Raw genomic sequence first — 20,162 nt, forward strand, 5'->3', positions numbered from 1 at the left:
CACCATGACAAGAAACGCTATCTGCTATGTCACCAACACTACTCCCTGGGGATATAATCCGCAGGACTTTGACCTGATGCATGGACGGACAAATAAGTCGCCGCAAGATATTGGCCCTAATGCTACCAATATTGAGCTGTTTAGTTTTTATAAAACGCCTGGGTCCATGCATGGCTCTACTGCTCATGTTCAGTATCGTCTGCTGGATAACTCCATGCTGTATATCGCAATTAATTGTCCTTTTACACAGGATGGAACCTCTGGTTATTCCAATTGTTATTTTTATGCAGGTCTGATCGATGTACCTTCCACTGGCACATTATATACGCTCGACTATACGGTGGAAATCGGCAGTAGTCAAATGAATCCCACCGACCCGCCCAATGCGGATACCGTTACCGCTAATCTCACCATTTACTATAATGCTTAATAAAAAAAGGTACATATGTCGTCTTTACCATTCGCCAGCATTACTGTCATTGCTACGAACAGTACCGGCCAGGGCAATATAACTTTTAGTACGTTTAATTTCTTTCAGAACGGGTCGCTGTTACCTGGCAGCTATCCGCCCATCATTTTGCCTACGCTCGCAGATGGCGCCACCGATACGATTCTGCAATCCTACTTTCAGGAACAGATAGTGAATGGGGCTAAGGTAGCAAGTCCTTGTTCAGGTACGGCTATTTTTAACCTTCCGGCTGGCCCGTCACTAACGATCAGTTGGAATTTAACAGCTATGGACGGAGGTTCCATGCCTACTATTGTTCCAGGACCGGGGTATTATGTGGCAGGTGCTACCAATCCTACTATAAGTGGCGCTAACTACACATTCAATATCAATATTGAACTCCAGGAATAACTTTCTGAAAATGCTATCCTCTTATGAAAAACCTGGCGTTCCAATGCTGCTTACTGTTATTAGTATGGTTTGCTGAAACGCAGCATGTCCATGCGCAGCATAAAAAGGATAAGATTCCCTTCCGTCAGCAGCAACCTTCAACTGTTGACGCCTTCAACGGTGTGTTGCAGGGCAAGATGACCGTCAATCCAAGTGGCGCAGCAACCTATAGTATATCGCTGGAACTTCCGCCAGGCAATGTGGGGGCAACGCCTTCTCTGCAAATCGCCTATAACAGCCAGTCCGGTAATGGTCTGTTGGGTGTTGGCTGGACATTTTCCGGCTTCTCATCAATTTCCCGCACCGGCGCCACTGTTCCACAGGATGGCTTCCGTGGTGGCGTAAACTATGATGCGAACGACCGGTTTGCATTGGATGGCATTAGGCTGATGAATAATGCGACCCAAAGCGGAAATTATTTTAGTCCGGGTAGTAGTTATTATACAGAACTCCAGCAGTGGAAGAAAGTGGTGGCAAATGGGACGGCCGGACAAGGACCAGCATCTTTTACCGTATACCTGAAAACCGGTGCGGTAGCCTCTTACGGCACCGGTAACGGTAGCCAGGTGGTAGCACAGGGCGCAGCCTTTAATAATTCAAGCCTCCAGGGCACTGTCAGTAAATGGCTGGTCCAGAAAATGACGACTCCCAATAATAACGCGGTCGAATTTTTTTATACAGCTACGCCATCCAATATAAATGGACAACCCATGACGGGTTGCGCAAATGATGGTACTTCCTATCCGGATGTAATCGCATATGGTATTACCAGCACCAATACCGCCAACCGTCTCGTGAAATTCTATTACGAGCCGCGTCCGGATACGCTCCTGGACTTCGCAGGCGGCGCCAATGGCGTTATTTCCGTCCGGTTAAAAGCGATCCGTACTTATCTCGCTACCGGAAAAGATACAGTGCCTGTAAAAACATACCTGCTGGCATATGATAGCGTATCCACGATGCCTGTCAGTCAATTAGTAGCTATAACAGAGCTGGGCACTTATGGCGCTCAGACGGCTCCGGTAACCCTGCAATGGACAGTTGGTCCAAACGGATTTGTCAACCTACCCGCCACCTATAACGGGCCTGTTCAGAACACTGGCTTTGAGGGCGATTTCAACGGCGATGGAAAAACAGATCTGCTTCCTGTTTTTAATAACAGCATTACCGCTATTTATTATGCCAATGGCAGTGGCTTCACCACACAGCAACTGGATACCGCCATTAATATTTCCACACAGTCATATGTAGCGGATTATAATGGCGATGGACTTCCAGATTTACTTGTACTGAGACCAGGTATCGCCGATATTTATTTTTGTAATAGTCAGACCTATGTACTCAATGCTACTCCCGTAACTGTGACGGGACTGGCGTTTAACAGTTCCTGCAATTCCTGCGTGTTTGCTGCTGATATGAATGGCGACGGTATGGCTGACTTACTGTCTGTTGCCGGTACCACTGCCAATGTATACATTTCCAATGGTAACGGATTCAATTCGCTGCAAACAGTGAGTAACCTCCAACTGGAACCAGGCCAGATTTATGTGTTCGATGTAAACGGCGATGCACAAGCCGATCTCTTCACCGCCAATCAGTCTGGCGGAACGCTCTACCTGTCTGCTTTCTCACAGTCCAATACTTTTGCCGCCCCTATACCGCTGCCGGGAATGAGTCTTAACAGTAACCCTGCCAATAATCTTATCGCCGATTTTAATAACGACGGACTTACCGACATCCTGACCTACACCGGCATGTCTTATAGCCTGTACTTTTCGAATGGGAAAGGATTTGCGCCCGCAGCGCCTGTGTCGGGAATGAACTTGTCGAATGCCACCAACTGGATCAGCGATTTTAATGGAGATGGAACAATGGATATATATGCGTTTGCCGGAAACACAGCAACGCTCTATTATAACTATGGCGGGAAATTTTATGCGCAGCCAACTACTCCTCCCAATTTGCTCCTAGCATATACCTGGTCCGGCGATTTTAATGGCGATGGGGTGGCAGACTTTTTTGCGGCCAACCAATCAACGATCTATTTCGGAGGAGATGCCGCCAATAATATTGTTCATACTAATAACCAGGTACCAGAATTAGTGACCAGCATTAATAACGGTATCAATGGTATCTACCAGTTACTCTATGCCCCAATGACTAGTAAAGCGGTCTATCAGGCGGGGGGGAATAGTAATAAACTGATTGATGGTTTGTACCTGCAAAACCGATATAATACAACTGTTTTATCGCCGCTGCAATCTTCTTCCTACCCTTACGTACCTACGCAATCAGCTACCTATCTGTTGCAGGGATATACGTTGAGTGATGGAATGGGAAGTGTTTATCCTTACCAATTTACTTACAGCGGCTCGCTCACGGATATCCAGGCATATGGCTGGCTGGGATTTAGTCAGGTACAGGAGACAGACAGCAGTGCCGGAAATATCCGTACTTCTTATTATTGGCAGGTATTTCCTCTGACTGGCCAAACCCGGTATACTACATTACAAGACTTAAAAGGGAATTTACTGCAACGTACGCGAGATAATTATTTCGCCCTTGCAGACACGCTCAATACAGCTCCATCTATCTGTTACCAGGTATTAAATGCCGCATCCAGATTGGATTATTTCAACTATGGAAAATTCAATTATACCATTGGCTCCAACTATGCCTATGATAAATATGGCAATAACATACTCACGGTACAACTCAACGATACTGTGGAAAGTAATCGCCTGTTGACATACAGTACCTATCTGAATGACATCAATTCCTGGCATATTGGTTTTAAAACTTTGCAGCAATTTTCAACAGATACAACGAATGCCTCGGTCATGCAGCAACAGAACTGGCAGTATGATCAGCAGACCTGGCAACCCACCATTGCCGGGATGTGGCTCAATTCGAATAACAGTTGGTTGTATCATCAGTATGGATATGATGCCTATGGGAACCAGGTGTTGACTGTCAATGCCGCTGGAGATACCGCTTTGATTGGTATTGATTCGGTATTTCATTCATTTCCGGTTAGTCAAACCAGTCCCCCGAACCAATGGGGAGTTAAGCTGGTAAACCGGATGACCCAGGACCCCGCCAATGGAAAAGTGACAAGAGCAACAGATGCAAATGGAGTTACTATAGTTACATGGTATGATCAGTTTGGCCGCGACAGTATATTAGCGGGACCTGACAGTAGCGGGAAAATGGTGGTGCTTACTGCCTATACATATCTACAACATACGCCTGCTGGCTATATGGAACAGCAGGTCATTCGTAACAACTGGGCCGGCTCTTCCTGGGATACTTCTTTGATCGTTTATGACGGCTTATCACGTACCATTCAAAATTTGTGGCAGGGTATCAACGGGCAGCCGGTAGTGCGTACAAAAGCTTACAATAGCAGTAATCAACTGACAAGTTATTCCCTTCCTTATTTTCAGACGGACACCGCACAGTTGGTAAAGATTAATTATGATCCTTATCAACGTCCTGTATTAGTGACGGTGCCTGGGCCTCAAAATGCTGATGTGCAAAATGTAATAGGGTATAACAACAAAACGATCACCCTGATATTTGCAGCAGGAGACCAGGATTCTATTGTTACCAACAGAACGTTCGACTTTTACAATGGAAACAGGAAGCTCACACAGCGAATAGACGGAGCTGGCCTCCAAACAAATTTTGCCTACGATCAACTGGCCCGTGTCAAGCAGGTGACTGATCCAGGAGGATTAATCACCACCTATGCATATTATTCCACCGGCGATCTGGCGGCTACCACCAATCCTGCCGCAGGTAATACCCAATATCTGCGCAATTTCACAGGGAATAATTTTTCTGTAGTGCAGGCCAGTGGAGATACGATTTTTTGCCAGATGGATGCTTTGCAAAGGAAGATCCTTGTGAGTACAGCCCTGAATAATATCAATTATCAGTACGATCTCACTACGGTAAAAAATGGGATGACCAATCTCTGTAAAGTGGTGGATCAGCAGGGGGGGCTGTCGCATACTTATAGTTTTGACGCTTATCATCATAGAGTGCATACGCTCATCAGTGCAGCAGATGGAACGTTCAGTGAACAGTCTCTTTATAACCCGGATGGCTCGCTGGCGCTGCTGACCTATCCTGATAGTAGCGTAGCCATTTATAGCTATTATAACAATGGCTACCTCCAGCAGGTATCTCTGGCCGATAATCCGTCAGGACCATCCGTTCCTTACGTAACTTTTCAGCAGTATGATGCTTATGGAGATCAGACACAGGTACTCTATGGGAATCAAGTTCAGCGGATGGCCAGCTTTGTACCATTTGGACTGGTGCAAAATTTTACATTCCAGGCTCCTGGCAGTACCCTGGCCAGCAAGACCTATAACTGGAGTAATTTATTCAATGTCAGTTCCATTGTCGATAACCTGAATTCAGCAAATAGTGAATCGTTTGGATTCACCAATAATGGGAGGTTGCAGCAGGCAAAGACAGGGAGCGGAACATGGAGTTATCAGTATAATCCGTCTGGTAACCTGATTTCAAAAGATGACGTTTCCTATACTTACAACAACTATCAGGTGGTGAGTGGGCTCCAAAACGGGCGGCAGATCTATAGTGCCGCTTATGATGCGAACGGTAATTTGTCGGCCCAAACCATATTTACTAGTGATAAATCGGCGCAATTTCAATATCGCTATAATGCCTTCAATCAACTGATTGCAATATGCTCCGGAAAGGACACTCTGAGCGCGTATGCGTACGATTATACAGGACAGCGCATATTGAAAAAAGACTTTCGTTCTAATACTACGGAGCGGTATGTATCGCCCAATTATAATGTTGTCAATAACAGTACAGGTGTAAATGGGATAAGGTTTATCTCTGTTCCGGGACAGAAAATTGCCTCTGTTTCACCGGGGGATGGGGTGATGTACCTGCATGGTAACTTTATCAATTCTACTTTACTAACTACAGACAGTGCAGGGGACAGTACCAGTACCATGCAATATGCTCCTTTTGGTACGTTGCAGCAGATGACGGGGCTGGATACGACTGATTACCTGTTTTCCGGTATGGAACTGGATGGCAGCGGATTGTATTATTTCAATGCCAGGTATTATAATCCATTTACAGGAAGATTCATAACGGCAGATGACAGGCTGGGAGGCCGGCCATATCAAACGGATGTATATAACCGTTATGCATACACGCTGAATAACCCCGTTCGGAATTATGATCCCAGCGGGCATAGTTTGGCAGATGATGCCTTAATGGACCTGTTTGATGTGATAATAGATCTGACGGCGCTTCCTGACCCTATATTAGAAGGTTTCGATGACGCCGTGGAGATTGATATGCAGCTGGCATCAGGGAAAAGCTATGATAATGCCATGAGAGAAATCTGGGATGAGACGGCAGGAGAAGTGGGGAATGATTTTTCTCAAGGCTTGTTGCAGGCGGTTGGCCAGAGAAGTATTAGTAAAGAACAGGCGTTGGCTATGTACAAAGCCCGTCGGGATGTAGCCTTGGGTATTTCCCAAGATGAGCGGCTGGGGGGCTTCAGGCGTGCGCCGCGCGTTCCTTTGCTTCGTGGGGATCAGAGTCTCTGTGGCCTGGATGCTTACGGTAACAGCGTTTTTATGAATGGAATGGAATATAATCTTGATAATGAAATTGTAGAACGAGATGCAGCAGTGGCAAGTGGACAACGCTATTGGGCTCAGACAAATGAAGAAATAATGGATATGATCGAGGATCATGAGGAGGGAGTGAAATTTACTGTTTCATTTAAAGACTATTCGTTGAAACTCGGTAATGATATATTGAAACATGCCGCTATTGAAGGAGAGGGAGACATGGTGATGACAGCCGGCACCGTCCAGCTCAAAGATGGAAATCTCATCATAACAAATGAAAGCGGACATTATAGCCCTACTAAGGAGTCATTGAGGGTAGCAGAACCGCTCTGGCGCTCATTGCGGAATGACAATTTTTGGTTTGATCATATCATTTATGAGAGCTTCTATTAAACAAGTAATAGTTATACCTATCAAGACTTCAAAATATAGATTTTGAAGCCTTGATAGGTATAGCAAGATATACTTTATTGTGCTTCATCTTTCCCTTCCACTAAAAACTTATGCAAATTTTCCAGTAATACTCCCGATGTATTGGAATTGGTAAAAATGGCATATCCAATTTTCAGGTCTTTATACACTTCGAACCTGCAAGTGAAATCTCCATTGTTTCCGCCATGGCCAAAGGTTTTGCCCCAGCGTGTTTCTCTTATTTCCAGACTCATACCCATATAAGTAGGTACCTTTAGTTTTTGAGACGAGACATCATCAGGATAATCAGAATGTTTGGAGAGTATGATATTATAGGTCTCGGGTTTCAATCCCTTTTGTTCCAGCAGGTAGCACATAAACCGGGTGAAGATCTTTGCTTCCGTATGCATGGAGGAGGCCATGACAGGATATTCTGGCATCCATTTATTACAGGGAACTTTATCGTAATGCCCTGTAGCCGCCACCCGTATTAATGTGTCATTTTTTGAGAAATAGGTATGATACAATCCAATGGGCGCAATCACTTCCTCTTGTAAAACTTGTTCTACCTTCTTTCCGGTAATTTTCTCTACTACTTTCTTCAGGTATTCGAAGCCTTCCCCTGAATAGTTATATGCTGTTCCTGGCGTGAATTTCAAGTCCAGTTTGCCATCCTTGTTCATCGTTCTCCAGTTAGGGAAACCGGTCCGGTGGGTGAGCACGTGTCGCGCAGTCATTAATTTATAACGCTCATCATACGCGATATCCGGATAAGGAAGATATTCATACAGGGGCTTGTCCAGATCAATTACACCACGTTCTGCCAGTCGCTCTACTGCAAAGGCAAATACAGGTTTCGTGACAGACGCCGCCTCGAACAAGGTGCTATCATTTACTTTTTCTCCGGTCATTGTATTGGTGACGCCATAGGTCTTGTGATATAACAGTTTTCCATCTTTAATAATAGCCAGTGAAACGCCTGGTATACCATAATAATCCTGATAGGTTTCGATGAAATGATCAATCTGACCAGGTGTGGCGGCATTATAATCCAGCAATACCCCTTTTTCGGGAACCAGATCTGCTACAGGTGTGGCGGCAATGCCAAATATGGGCGCGACCGTCTTTTGGCCCGCCTTGGCTACAAATATGACCGGTTCCTTTTGAGCCGTTGGATATACATTGCCTTCCGATTTGAAGTACGGATCTGGTAGCGATAATTTATATTTCCCTGCTGGTATCAGGGCACTATAGTTACCCAGACTATCTACTTCGACGGTCGTCCATACCTTTGGATTGTCCAAAGCGATAAAACGGATAAGACTGGGTAATTTGGTCGTCTTGGGTTGATTCCAGTTAATGTTGCCGGAAATAGCAGCCAGTTTTTCGTTGGCCGGTAAGAAGATGACATCCCCCAAACTGTTAGGGTTTCTATACTTTGCAGCTCCTTTACCCCAGGCAGACCAGGAGAAACTCCCATCACTGTCTTTGTCATACACATGAAAATCAAAGCCAACCGATTTTCCCACTGCCAGCTCTTTCCCTAACTGGATACGCGATTCATAAATGCGGGTATTCCCATGACGGGAAACCGCCACTTCCATCATATCCCAATTGGCTTTGCTGGCAAAAGGATCGTTTAGCGCATTGTTAATGGTATGCAGGGTATTACTGCACATAAAAGAGGCCACGCCCGACCCACTCAGCAGATGACGCGCATCAATACTTAATTCCAGTCCGTCCTGAGTGTTCCATTGCACATTACGGGAAGTGTCTTCGATGAAATCGTCATCTGTTATAGTGAAAGCCACATATAGCGATTGGTTGGAAAGGTTATAACCCAGCTGGAAATAGCCGGAGAAATCAGCGTCATTTTTGGGCTTAGTATCCGATGGATGTATAGCAATCTTGTATTTGACGGTCTCCTTAGGCCAATCGGAAAGATCGCCATCCACTTTAATCTTACCAAGTGGGTATGCGTAAGCAATACTGCCATTATGCGCAAATAGCTGTCCGCAAAAAAGGCATAGCACTAATGTACAAACTAGTTTAAAGGATGATCTTGACATGTTGGATGGATTGAGGTCCAGTCGGATTTGTGTACTTAAATAAGGACACTCCGTACGTAGTATAGTTGCATGTGAACAGAGCAGGTTGCCTACATGTACAGGGAATTCCATGCCTGGTCATATTCCTCTCAAATGGCACTTGTGTAAATTATTTAATTATTATATACTTAATTAAGTATGTGTTTTTGCTTAATGTGTAATTAATATTATTTATAAATTGCAGACTTAATGTTTTCCAAACCTATGAAGAAATCTTTACTACTGTTTTCTACAGCCGCTGCGCTGATGGCAACATCTGTCGAAAGTTCTGCCCAAACAGTCATCTACGACAAATTTACGACGCCGATTTACAGAAGAGCATCCAATCAACGATTCAGTAACTACAAGAATATTTACTATCGGGTGCAGGTGGACTCCAATACGATCTTTTCCATGGTAGATAAGAAGTTTCTGGGAGATCAGGCCAGCAGAAATAATGTGCTGAAGGTGTTTAATGAGTCGATGCAGGAAGAACTGAAGAAATCTTCTCTGAATCCAGCCACAGATGCGCAACCGGATCTGATTGTTGATTGTAATCTGACCGGATTTTCATCGAAAGAGTCCATTAATTCTGCAACAGGGTTGAATACCGGCGCGGCTTTTAAGAAGGATTATGAGGTAGAAGGAGCGTATCGTACTACCGTGCGTAATATGAGCGGCAAGGTGTACTACGATAAATCCATTACGCTTTCCAGCAAAAGAGCCATTCCTGATGGGGAAAAGGTCACAGGCGCATTTAACGCTTTCATCATAGGGAGTCCCTCTTTTTACACGGGTACTGCCTACAGTAATTATCGTGTATTGATGAACGTTATTAAAGAGAAAATTACGGACCATCAGGAAGAGGTGGTTAATCGTTATGTAGAGAAGACGATTAGTCTGCCTTACATCTATCGCGCTTCAAAGAAATATCCTGAACTCACTGTGATCGATTCCATGAATAATGCACTGGTAAAGGAATTGAAACTGAAGAATGCTACGGACTATGCGCAGTTGATCCAACCTTACGAGGCAGCTTATCTGCAATTATTACAGAAGTCTTTCCCTGAAAATTATGAGAGAAGACCCATCAATGCGGCCACCTATTGTTCGTTGGTGTTTCTCTACTATCTGAGTTATGATAAAGATAAAATGCAGACAGCGCTGGATTCTCTCTATAATTATTCCAGCAAAGCATTAGGTATGCGTGGGGATTATAACGCTGCGAAACTGTTTAAAGATGAGCTGGAAGCATACTTTGCATCTGTAAATGTACCAAAGTACAGAGTAGGAGAGAGAGAAGGGGAGCAGGCACAGGTTACGCAGACAGTAACCAATACAACTACGACTTCCACTTCCACTCCGCAAGCCACTACAACTGTTTCTCTGGCTGCGGTTAGACCTGCTGTTCAGGGCAGCTGGATTGAATTAAGCAATGGCGATACCATCAGAGGGAGATATGTGCCAATGAAAGGAATGGGTTCAGTGATTTCTTTTAACATGAGTACGGTATTGACTTTTGAGTCGAATGGCGAAGCGAAAAACTATAAATTGTCGGAGGTAAAGTCATTCGCGAAAAATGGCAGACTGTACGTAGTGTATAAATATAAAAAGCCAACAGGTCCGGGTAAAAAGGAACTGGCCTTTGAAGTATTGTATAGCTCAGACAAAATTAAAGTCGTAAAAGAAAACTTTGAAGAGCATCCTAGCAACCAGGTACTGTTCATCAGACCCGGCGAAGCTGACTTACTGAATCCTGATAAAGGATTCGTGTCTGACCGGTCAAAAACTTTAAGACAGTATATGCAGGATAGTCCGGCTGTACTTAAAAAGCTGGATGAGAAGGTATACGACTTTGAGAAAGAAGAATCGTTGGTTCAGGTTGCCATTGATTATACCAATAGCAAATAATTTTTTATTGATGTCAAAGTAATGGGATAGCCAGCATTGGCTATCCCATTGTTTTTTATGAGCCTTTTAGTTCTAATTATTTTCTAAGAGTATTCTGTTGATGTTCTAACCACGCTTTACGGTGGCTTGGCTAGCTTTGCATCGCAAACTACAAAAATGCTGTATCACGATTAATTCGTAGCTTCCGTATAGCTGCTTTTTCAATCTACCGTTGGAGCGGAGGCATTTGGGGATTAGCTCATTTTATAAGTACCATGTCTTATGGCCATCAAACAAAAGATCATTGCTGCTATTGTCGTATGGTTCAGTTTTATGAAGATGACTGTCGCACAGAGTGGGGCAGACAGTCTTCCTGCCGCGTCCAAATGGACTTTTCACTTTCAGGCTACCGTTATTGGACAAAAGCATTCGGGATTCAGGTCATTGTATAGGGGAGACAACAGTCTGGCTGATTCGGTGGAGCCTACTGCGGTGAGTCTTACCGCTACCTTGTTCATTGGGCGGAAATTGTGGAAGAATGCAGCGTTTTATTTCAACCCTGAAATATCTGGTGGTAAAGGGCTTAGTTCCGCTGCTGGGGTAGCAGGAGCCTTGAATGGAGAAACGTATCGTGTGGGTGCTGTGCAGCCACAGGTGTTTATTGCGCGGGCTTATCTTCAGCAACATTTCCGACTGGGAAAAGCGAATGAATATATCAGTGATGGAGTGAATCAGGTGGCAGACGTGGTTCCATCGCGCAGGATCACCGTTTCCATTGGTAAATTTGCCATCGCGGATTTTTATGATAATAATGCCTATGGTAAAGATCCCAGAACCCAATTCTTCAACTGGGCGATCTGGGCGAATGGAGCCTGGGACTATCCCGCCAATACCAGAGGATATACGGAAGGAGTAGTGGTAGAACTTATTGAGCCAAAGTATGCGGTGCGCATATCTACGGTGGCAGTGCCGAGGATCGCGAATTATCATCTGATGGAGTATAACGTGCACGCACATTCGGAGACAATAGAATTTGAACATCAACTGCGCATTGGTCAACGCACCGGAAAAATTCGTTTCCTGGCCAGCGGTACGTATTCCCGCGCGCCTTCCTATCAACAAGGGCTGCAGGCAGTAGCGAATAAGGATACATTTTTGTTGAATGTGATTCGGGGACTTTCTGAGAATACATCCTTCGGTGGACGCAAGTATGGACTGGGTATGAATATAGACCAGGAACTGAGTGATGATATCGGTCTCTTCTGCCGACTAGGATGGAATGATGGAAAGTATGCGACCTGGGCATTCACTGAAATTGACAGAACCCTGAGTGGCGGTTTGGCTATAAAAGGAACGAAATGGAAACGGCGCAACGATGTGGTAGGCATCGCCGGCATAGTAAATGGTATCTCTCCGGACCATCGGAATTTTCTGGCTGCAGGTGGTTATGGATTTATTCTTGGCGATGGTCGCTTGAATTACGGACATGAAGCCATTTTGGAAACTTACTATAATGCTCAGCTAAACAAATTCTTACAGCTCACATTCGATTATCAGTTTGTGAACCATCCAGGATACAATAAAGACAGAGGGCCTGTCCATGTATTTGGGCTCAGAGGACATATTATGTTCTAGTTTGATACGCGGATTTGTGAAAAAACATGCCCTCAAACCGGCTATAGTATTGAGTTTGATATGGCTGTAAATAAAAATATTTAAAAAATATTTTGCAGAGATAAATATTTTTCTATCTTTGCACTCCCTTAGCAATAAGGGTATCACGGTAAAAGCAGTGATATGATTCCGTAGCTCAGTTGGTAGAGCAATACACTTTTAATGTATGGGCCCTGGGTTCGAGTCCCAGCGGGATCACAGATAACTTACAAACCTCGCGCGTGGCGCGGGGTTTGTAAGTTAGTCGAGTGTTTAGTCGAGTTCCTTTTGTATAACCTCAATTTCTTCCCGTACTTTATTTAGGTTAACCAGCTTTTACTAAGATACGAAATATCACAATAGGCGTTGCTAATTCATGCTATACTTTAGCCGCCATCTGTGCATAGGCTAATGTGTAGGGATTTTTTTTAAATTTGAAAACCACTGGTTACGGGCTTATTGTATGGGACCTATCATACAATTTATCAAAGTATCAATTTACACTTCATTCGATGTGGTTTTATTTGAATTCACTTGTTCAGAATGGGAACTTAGCTTTTCCAAAGAGTTTTGAGCCATCATATTTCTATTTTTATCAATCGCAATAATTCTTCCTTCTTTATCATAGACTATTCCCTTTTGCTGTCGATTTCGCAGGCCTCTACTAATTAGAATATTTACCACATTGCTAACTATCCTTGAAGAAATTTTTAACTCTATAGATATCTGTTTTAGGATTCCAGGAGGCCATGGCTGTGGTGGTAATGCAGCATCTATTTCATGAATTAATGATTCTTGAATGGAAACAGGTAGATAGCCTGTTTCTTTATAATCCTTTAATTTGGGAACATTTAATTTTAATACTTGAATTCCTTCGAGATTGAAATGATCTTTGCTAGCCATCAATATACCATCGTATATTACTTTATTTTTCCAACGAGATGAAGTGTCTATAGGATGAGTTTTTAAGAAATCATAAGTATCCGAGAATTCCTGTTCATTTATTTCATTTTTGTCTAAGGTTAGTATTTGATTTATTGTAAATGCAAAGGTGCCGAATCGTCTTGCAACAGTAATAATGGCCAAAAGATGGCGCCATCTTTTTAGATAGCCATCAGTTCCAGTTTTTCCAAAACTTCGATTTAATTCAAGAACCTCATCACTTTTTTTGATGATTTTAGCAAGAATAGGCCATATCGAAATATTTAAATCTTGTGAAAATACTTCTGCGTATTGCTCTGGCTTTCTCATGAATTTAGATTTCAATTGAGAGGCGGAATGGGGCTGTTTTTTTATCAGAGCAACGTAAGCCGCACCTAAATATAGTGGGGAGACTATTAAATTCTTGGAAATATTTTGATTGAAATAATAGTGAGTTCTTCTTTCATAGTATAGTCCTCTTGTTAATAGTACATCTTCAATGTCTCTTTGGATCTTGTCGGTTGCGTGTAAGGCTGGCACACTCACTGAGGTTTGGTTGTTAGTGGCATGAATAATAGAATCTCTAACCTCATTGTCTTTAGAAACAAGTACTTTAATTAAAACAGACCTCATATTTGGGTCTTCGCCACCGGAATAAAAATGATTATAAATTGATTCTGTTGTTTGCAATCCATTTACAATTTGAATATCTTCCATTTGGATAAGATCCCCGATAACTTTCCCTGATGTTGCTAAGATTGTTATACCATTATTTAACCACCAGAAATCAGGCGAGTTTGTATTTTCTAAAGTGGATTTAATTTCTTCGTTTACAGCATTTAATCCCATGAAATCCCTGACATTTGAATCGAAAAGATAACGTCGAAGTTTTTTGTCATCATCTGTGATAAAATTGTAGTAATCTGTTAATTTACATAGTAATACGTAGCGTTCTCCGCGACCTAAATATTCTACAAAAGGTAATTCCAATGAGAAATTTGGTTTTTTCCTGTTAGCCTCAATAAGTTCGGCACTCCCCCAAAAAATGAAATTTGCATTGGAGTCAGCAAAGCAGGAAAGAATTAATTCTTCAATTTGGTTAGATCTGGATTTGACGGATTCTCCTAGAATTGATGTGTCTCCTCTGCTCGCATACATGATTTTGAAACAAAACTTTGAGATCTTACTAGCAACTCTTCTGTATGCAGTTTTCAGAATCTCCCTTTTCATTAACAATTCCTTGTTATAGTCGCCTCTTAGATCCTTTTTGTCTATTGTAAAATCCATTAGTTCACTAAGGGTTGCGATCATACTATCTAATGAAGCTTGCTTAAAAGTATCATGATGCTTACATGTAATGATGAAAACTTCTATTTCAACATTTGACTTTGGCCAATAGAAATTTTCAAGATCAGATAAATGGTGTCCGTTAATGAAAATATAGAAAGCATCTATACCTCCATCATTTTGTCCATCTACCATTCCTTCATGAATATCACTTGGAGCTAATGCATAGTCTTTCAGAATTTGTTCAATCGAAAAATATTCAAACACTTCATCTCTTTTATCTGAGGGATTGTTCAATGCAACCCTGTCATCAATAATACTATCAATAATTATAGCGTCATTTTTTGCCATGTAAAATTAAATTACATATGAATGTATATAATTTTTTCATAAATCGACTACCATTTCTAATTAAGTATGAAGTAGCAATAGCACTCTCATTTAAGAATTTGGTTTGCTTTGATAGTCTTCAGTGTGTTCTCTTTTTTGGATGGGCATATTGCCCGGCCTAGATAAAACTACTGCTGCTTCAATGTTTAAAAGTTGACATGCCGCTTTTATGAATTCACGATGTTCTTGATTTCTTCTGGAGTTATCCCACAACAGCACCAACATTTTGTTGTACTTATTTAAGTAAACGCCATCCTTTTTGAAATAAAGACTGGCATCTGCTGCAACTTCTTCGAGCATTTTGGTAAAAGGAGTATTCTGACGAAGGAATTTAATTTCAATAATGACATTTAAAGATGGAATACCAATATCGGCTCGAGCGTTTAGCTGGCCCAATTGTTCCATAGAAAATTCTTGTTCTATATCTGGGAATATTGGGGCTAGTAGGAAATAAACTAGACTTTGTACATGATATTCGTTTTGGATATCCCATTTCTGGGCTGTACTGGTAGTCGTTTTAGCCTTTTCCTCCCATGGCCAACGTTTAAATCCTGAAGGGATATTGTTCAAAAGTGATACGACTTGTTCAATGGTGGGTTTTGTTAGAGAAATTGCTGGCAGCTTTTTAGCTATATAAGTTAGAGCTGCCATTTGGCAGATGGCTATCTCTGGATCTATTTGAGGTTCGAGGCTTCGAGTTATGATTGTTTGATACACGGTGTCTAGATCAATTTCATCAAAAAGATTCTCATATTTAGTATTTAAGGCCAACTCTAAATCTGATAAATTATCCAATATTATAGGACCGTGTTTTTCTGTAGGTTGCGCGATTAACCGAAGCGTTGCAAAAAGGAATAATCGTTTCCATTGAGATAAATTTTCATTGCTAGGATTGACGAATTTTATCAACCATTTTGATATTTCTATAAGTATATCGCCGCCTAAACGCCTTGCTCCAATGGCCAATGCTAAAAGGGCCAAAGCATCATTACTAAAGGGAGCTGGCTGACCCATAAGCGTATCAGTTCTTCCTGAAACTCTTTGTAGTCCTTCTTCAAGCAAATTAGAATATTTAGAAAGAGTTTCAGGAGCTAATTCAATCCAAAGTGCAAGTTTAGCCACATCTCGATAATTCATTACTGAAAAGTCGGCAATGAGTTTATTTTCGTCAGGAAGTTTTAAGTCTTCCAACATCCAAGCGGCAAAAATGCCTTCTAGGCTATTAGGCTCTATAGTTTGAATTTTTCTGGTTAATAAGCTATATACATCATTTATTAATAGCTTCGATGTTGTATTTATAGAAACCATCGAGTACTGCTTATTTTATTATATAAATTATCAGGATTCCAGGAGCTTACCTCATTTAATTGGCTTAGCATTTGAGCCATTAATTGCGAATAATATATGGTTACAGGCATAGAAGCAGGAAGAAAACTACGCCATGAATGCGCTCCAAATCTTAATACCTGTTTGGATAAATATGTCAGATCTTTAAAGGTTGAGTCACGATGTAAAATGAGTTGTACAGGAGATGGCAAGCCATCATCTGCTTGTTTAACTTCTTGCGGCCCGGTCAGTGAAACTAGTGAAACATGCTCTGATAATTGAAGGTATTTGCCTCTTTCTGGTGCATGAATTCCCTTTTTATAATAGCCAAAACCAGATTGCTGAGGGTCAAACAACAAGTAAGGATGGGTTTCTGCAACATGAATAAATGAAAATTCTACGTTGTAATTTCCTAGCTCACTAACAACTTGTTTTACAACATCTGCTTCTTTTTCCTTAAAGGTTTTAAATGCATGGAAAATTAATCGTACTGTATCTCGTGGTTGCCAGTTAAATGACTTTTGAATACTAGTCATCGTATTTCTTAAATTTGCCAACAAGGTATCAAAATACTCATCAGCGGGAACCGCCGCTGATACATTATTTATAAAATAGTTTCCATCTCCAGTAAAGACAGTCGTAATTCCTATCATTCTTTCCTTCTGACCTAATCTACTATTTTGCGAAAGCGAACTACCAATTCCAATAACTAATTCGTGTGCAATTGGTTTATCGGCAGCAAGAAGCCACGGTTGGCCGCCAAGTTTTGCATATGTTGCTAGAGCCATATTGTTTAAGCTCCAAACTACTCTACTGTCAGGAAGACCCAGCGACTCCATAGTAAATTCTTGAACAGGAATACCCTGACCAATAAAACGTGACTTTGCGATTAGGTAAGGATTGTCATTTCCATATCTATCCCTAAAACAGTTATCAATCTGAATAATAGCCATATCCCATTTGGGGCCATTTTGTCCAGCTTGCAATGCTGATGTGATAGCTTTATTATACTCAATAACTGTATCGTCTCCAGCACCAAAAAAAGAAAGTATACATTCCTGTAAGTAAAACTTAGTTTTCAATCCTGTAAACTCAAATTTCTTTCCTCCCTTTCCATATTCAACTGGTGGAATTCCATTTAAAAATTTGTGAAGAATTGTTTCAACTTGACCTTTTTTACTGTTTTGATATATAACACAGATATTTGGTTTTGTGGGTGAAAACGATTCTTTAGTATACGGGCCATACCTCTGAAGTCCTAAATCGTTATACTCACTATTTTTTCCACCTGCGTTTGAAAAAACAAATACTGGTTTTTCTACTGTATCAACTTTGATAGTTGGATAATCTGGTATCGCATCACTAAGGAAATTGCCAATCCTAAAAGGTATTTGATTTGCTAGCTTTAGATCTACTTTTTGTAGATGTTCTAATGCAATATTAAGTTTCTTCAGTTTAGAATCTCCTACATGGAAAGATGCTGTCTTTGCTGCTAAGTTATCTAGTATAATGGATGCCTGATCGTTATAAAAATGTCTAATACATGTTTCTAATATGTCCTGTCTAGGTTCAATATATACTTCAACTGGATCTATCTGATTTGACATTCCTTCTCGTACATCATCGAGTTCTAACATTCCGGTATCCAGAATACGAACTACTCTACCAATTATTCTAAAATGCGGTTTTAAATCTGGTCTTTTCCCAGTGTGACTCGTTCCAACATAGTAACCAGTTAAATTAATACCTGCTGAAAGCAGAGATTGGCAGCTCATTGTTATGCGCGGTGCAACAGAAACATTTAAAGTCATGCTTACAAATGGCGTTTTCCCATTTGGACTAATAACTCTAAAATCTATTTCCCATTTAGGATATACACCGAGACCTTTGATAAATTTGATTGTATCAGGAATGCAGCTCTCAAGTATATTGTTTAATGGCCTTAAATAAGTAATAGGCACTATCCTAGTAAGGTGAACATTCTGTAATAACAAATGTTTATAAATCGCATCCCTTACAAGTGATGAAGCCAAGGATAGATCCTCTTTTAATTCAACACTTATTATATCCCCACCATGCAAAGGGCTGTCCTCAAATAAGGGAACTAGGAAAATGTGATCCCCTTTTCTTTTAATTAGATGTGATGTTCGATAAGTATTTTGAACACTCTCGAAAGATGTATCACTATATGGAATTTTTTCTATGTTAATGAATGCGCTGTCAAATAGAATTGGAGCTACATTTAAAATTTGAGGCATACTTATTACTTATATCAGTATTCATTGGGATGTATACTAAGATACTACTTTTGGCAGAGTTTTACATTGTTATTCTTTTTGTATTGATAAATTATACCATATGTTGACTAGCGAGAGGAGTATATTAATTTAATATAATGACTTGAAATAATCCATATTGTTATGTAAATTTATTAGTATAAATCATTCAGGATATGACAAGTTTGAAAATGCAGCAGTTGAAATCCTTTTTTACATTTGATTCTCCTGTTAACTACTATAACATCTACAAACAATTTTCCCAAACACACAACCAACAACGCAGGCTATACGCTAATTGGCCTCCAGAGGCTACACGTCATCAGCTAATTAATGAATATTGGAATAATACCATATGGCATTATTTGCTTTTGATTGGTATTAGTGTAGTTTCCGTTTTTCCCTTCAGTGGCGATCCCACAGCTTTTCTTTTTTCAACCGTCCTTTTAAGTATTGTGCTGTATCTCTTTTTACACTATACTGTCTACAGGCGTGTGTTCAGTCGTGAGTTTATGCCTAAACTAGAAACAGCTATAGCCACCTATGAAGACCGGGAGCGTTCACAATTGGAAAAATGCAAACAGGATCAGCTTTCCAACCGGGCTTTAGTGCTATTATATTACGTTTTTGATAAAACTAGCAAAGCAAACTATTTGGCTCCAAGTGATAAATGTGCCGATTTGTTACACAAACTTTACGGAGTTAGCCCTAAAGGGATCAAAAACGAACTTGATTTAATCTATAAAAAAGACAAAAGAGCCAAGCTGGAAAGCCGGCATATCGTTGAAGTTAGCAAAAGTTTTGAAGAAGCCTATAAAGTATTAGAAACCATGCAGTTTGAGGATGGTATAAAATGCCTTAAATCTTTAGAACAGCAATTCCCTCGTCCTTAAAATCCAAAAACAAGTATACTTAGCTAGATTTCTTTTTATCGTATGTGCATATTCGTGCCTTAAATCGGTCTGAATATGGAAAAGAATGAAAGTATGTGCAGACGGCCGCACCAATGTTGTTTCCCATTGAGCCAGAACAGTTCTGGCAGATGCTACGCATTTTAGTACGTGAAGAAGTTAACCGTCTTTCAAAACCGGGGCAATCCCCAACATTTCAAACTCCCGGACTTACCTACAAACCCCTGTTTAAAATTACGGAGGTCTGCGAGTTGTTACACATCACAAAACCCACCATTTACGAGTGGATTAGATACGGAAAGCTAAAGCCGTACAAAATCCAGTCACGGGTTTACTTCCTGTGGCAAGACATTCAACTGCTACTCAATCCTACAGATCAGCGCAACGAATGACCGGCAGCCCTGCTACCGGTCGCGGTGAAAGAACGGGCAGCGTTGCTACCCGTTCGGGAAGATAGTACAGACGGCGTTGCCATCTGT

General features: G+C 41.3%; 11 protein-coding genes and 1 tRNA gene. 8 read left to right on the forward strand and 4 right to left on the reverse strand.

The features are described 5' to 3' along the window. The first annotated feature begins 4 nt into the window (after positions 1-4). Genes CLV59_RS17795 through CLV59_RS17805 form a run of 3 tightly spaced genes read left to right on the forward strand, consistent with a single transcriptional unit; the run spans position 5 to position 6,924 of the window. The gene (locus tag CLV59_RS17795; RefSeq protein ID WP_111593432.1) at positions 5-430 is read left to right on the forward strand and encodes a hypothetical protein; all 426 of its coding nucleotides are present in this window, start codon (positions 5-7) and stop codon (positions 428-430) included. A 15-nt stretch (positions 431-445) separates the two neighbouring features. After that, entirely contained in the window at positions 446-859 is a 414-nt protein-coding gene (locus tag CLV59_RS17800) for a hypothetical protein (protein ID WP_111593433.1), read from the forward strand. A 23-nt stretch (positions 860-882) separates the two neighbouring features. After that, positions 883-6,924 carry an FG-GAP-like repeat-containing protein gene (locus CLV59_RS17805; protein WP_111593434.1) on the forward strand — a complete coding sequence of 2,014 codons (6,042 nt, stop codon included), beginning with the start codon at positions 883-885 and terminating at the stop codon, positions 6,922-6,924. A 74-nt stretch (positions 6,925-6,998) separates the two neighbouring features. On the opposite strand, the gene CLV59_RS17810 is transcribed toward CLV59_RS17805, so the two are convergent. Further along, positions 6,999-9,011 (reverse strand): serine hydrolase, encoded by a 2,013-nt coding sequence (locus tag CLV59_RS17810; protein ID WP_111593819.1) that lies wholly within the window; start codon positions 9,009-9,011, stop codon positions 6,999-7,001. A 243-nt stretch (positions 9,012-9,254) separates the two neighbouring features. Between CLV59_RS17810 and CLV59_RS17815 the strand changes: the two genes are divergently transcribed. From CLV59_RS17815 to CLV59_RS17825, 3 genes are all read left to right on the forward strand, one after another. Next, positions 9,255-10,940 (forward strand): hypothetical protein, encoded by a 1,686-nt coding sequence (locus CLV59_RS17815; RefSeq protein WP_146616230.1) that lies wholly within the window; start codon positions 9,255-9,257, stop codon positions 10,938-10,940. A gap of 261 nt (positions 10,941-11,201) precedes the next feature. Next, positions 11,202-12,554, forward strand: a complete 1,353-nt coding sequence (locus CLV59_RS17820; protein ID WP_111593436.1) for a carbohydrate porin — start codon at positions 11,202-11,204, stop codon at positions 12,552-12,554. A 164-nt stretch (positions 12,555-12,718) separates the two neighbouring features. Next, positions 12,719-12,791: transfer RNA gene (locus tag CLV59_RS17825), tRNA-Lys, on the forward strand. 279 nt (positions 12,792-13,070) lie between these two features. On the opposite strand, the gene CLV59_RS17830 is transcribed toward CLV59_RS17825, so the two are convergent. From CLV59_RS17830 to CLV59_RS17840, 3 genes are all read right to left on the reverse strand, one after another. Continuing rightward, on the reverse strand, positions 13,071-15,131 hold the full coding sequence (locus tag CLV59_RS17830; RefSeq protein ID WP_111593437.1) for an AIPR family protein: 2,061 nt from the start codon (positions 15,129-15,131) through the stop codon (positions 13,071-13,073). A 90-nt stretch (positions 15,132-15,221) separates the two neighbouring features. Further along, positions 15,222-16,478, reverse strand: a complete 1,257-nt coding sequence (locus CLV59_RS17835) for a PD-(D/E)XK nuclease domain-containing protein (RefSeq protein WP_111593438.1) — start codon at positions 16,476-16,478, stop codon at positions 15,222-15,224. Next, positions 16,466-18,754 (reverse strand): argonaute/piwi family protein, encoded by a 2,289-nt coding sequence (locus CLV59_RS17840; RefSeq protein WP_111593439.1) that lies wholly within the window; start codon positions 18,752-18,754, stop codon positions 16,466-16,468. Before CLV59_RS17840 ends, CLV59_RS17835 begins: the two co-directional genes overlap by 13 nt. 194 nt (positions 18,755-18,948) lie before the next feature. Between CLV59_RS17840 and CLV59_RS17845 the strand changes: the two genes are divergently transcribed. Further along, positions 18,949-19,665, forward strand: coding sequence for a hypothetical protein (locus tag CLV59_RS17845; RefSeq protein WP_111593440.1), 717 nt, complete (start codon positions 18,949-18,951; stop codon positions 19,663-19,665). A gap of 149 nt (positions 19,666-19,814) precedes the next feature. After that, positions 19,815-20,075, forward strand: a complete 261-nt coding sequence (locus tag CLV59_RS17850) for a helix-turn-helix domain-containing protein (RefSeq protein WP_245950908.1) — start codon at positions 19,815-19,817, stop codon at positions 20,073-20,075. Positions 20,076-20,162 lie beyond the last annotated feature (87 nt).

This window comes from Chitinophaga dinghuensis (genome assembly GCF_003259435.1).
In the GTDB taxonomy this organism is placed as follows: Bacteria; Bacteroidota; Bacteroidia; order Chitinophagales; family Chitinophagaceae; genus Chitinophaga; species Chitinophaga dinghuensis.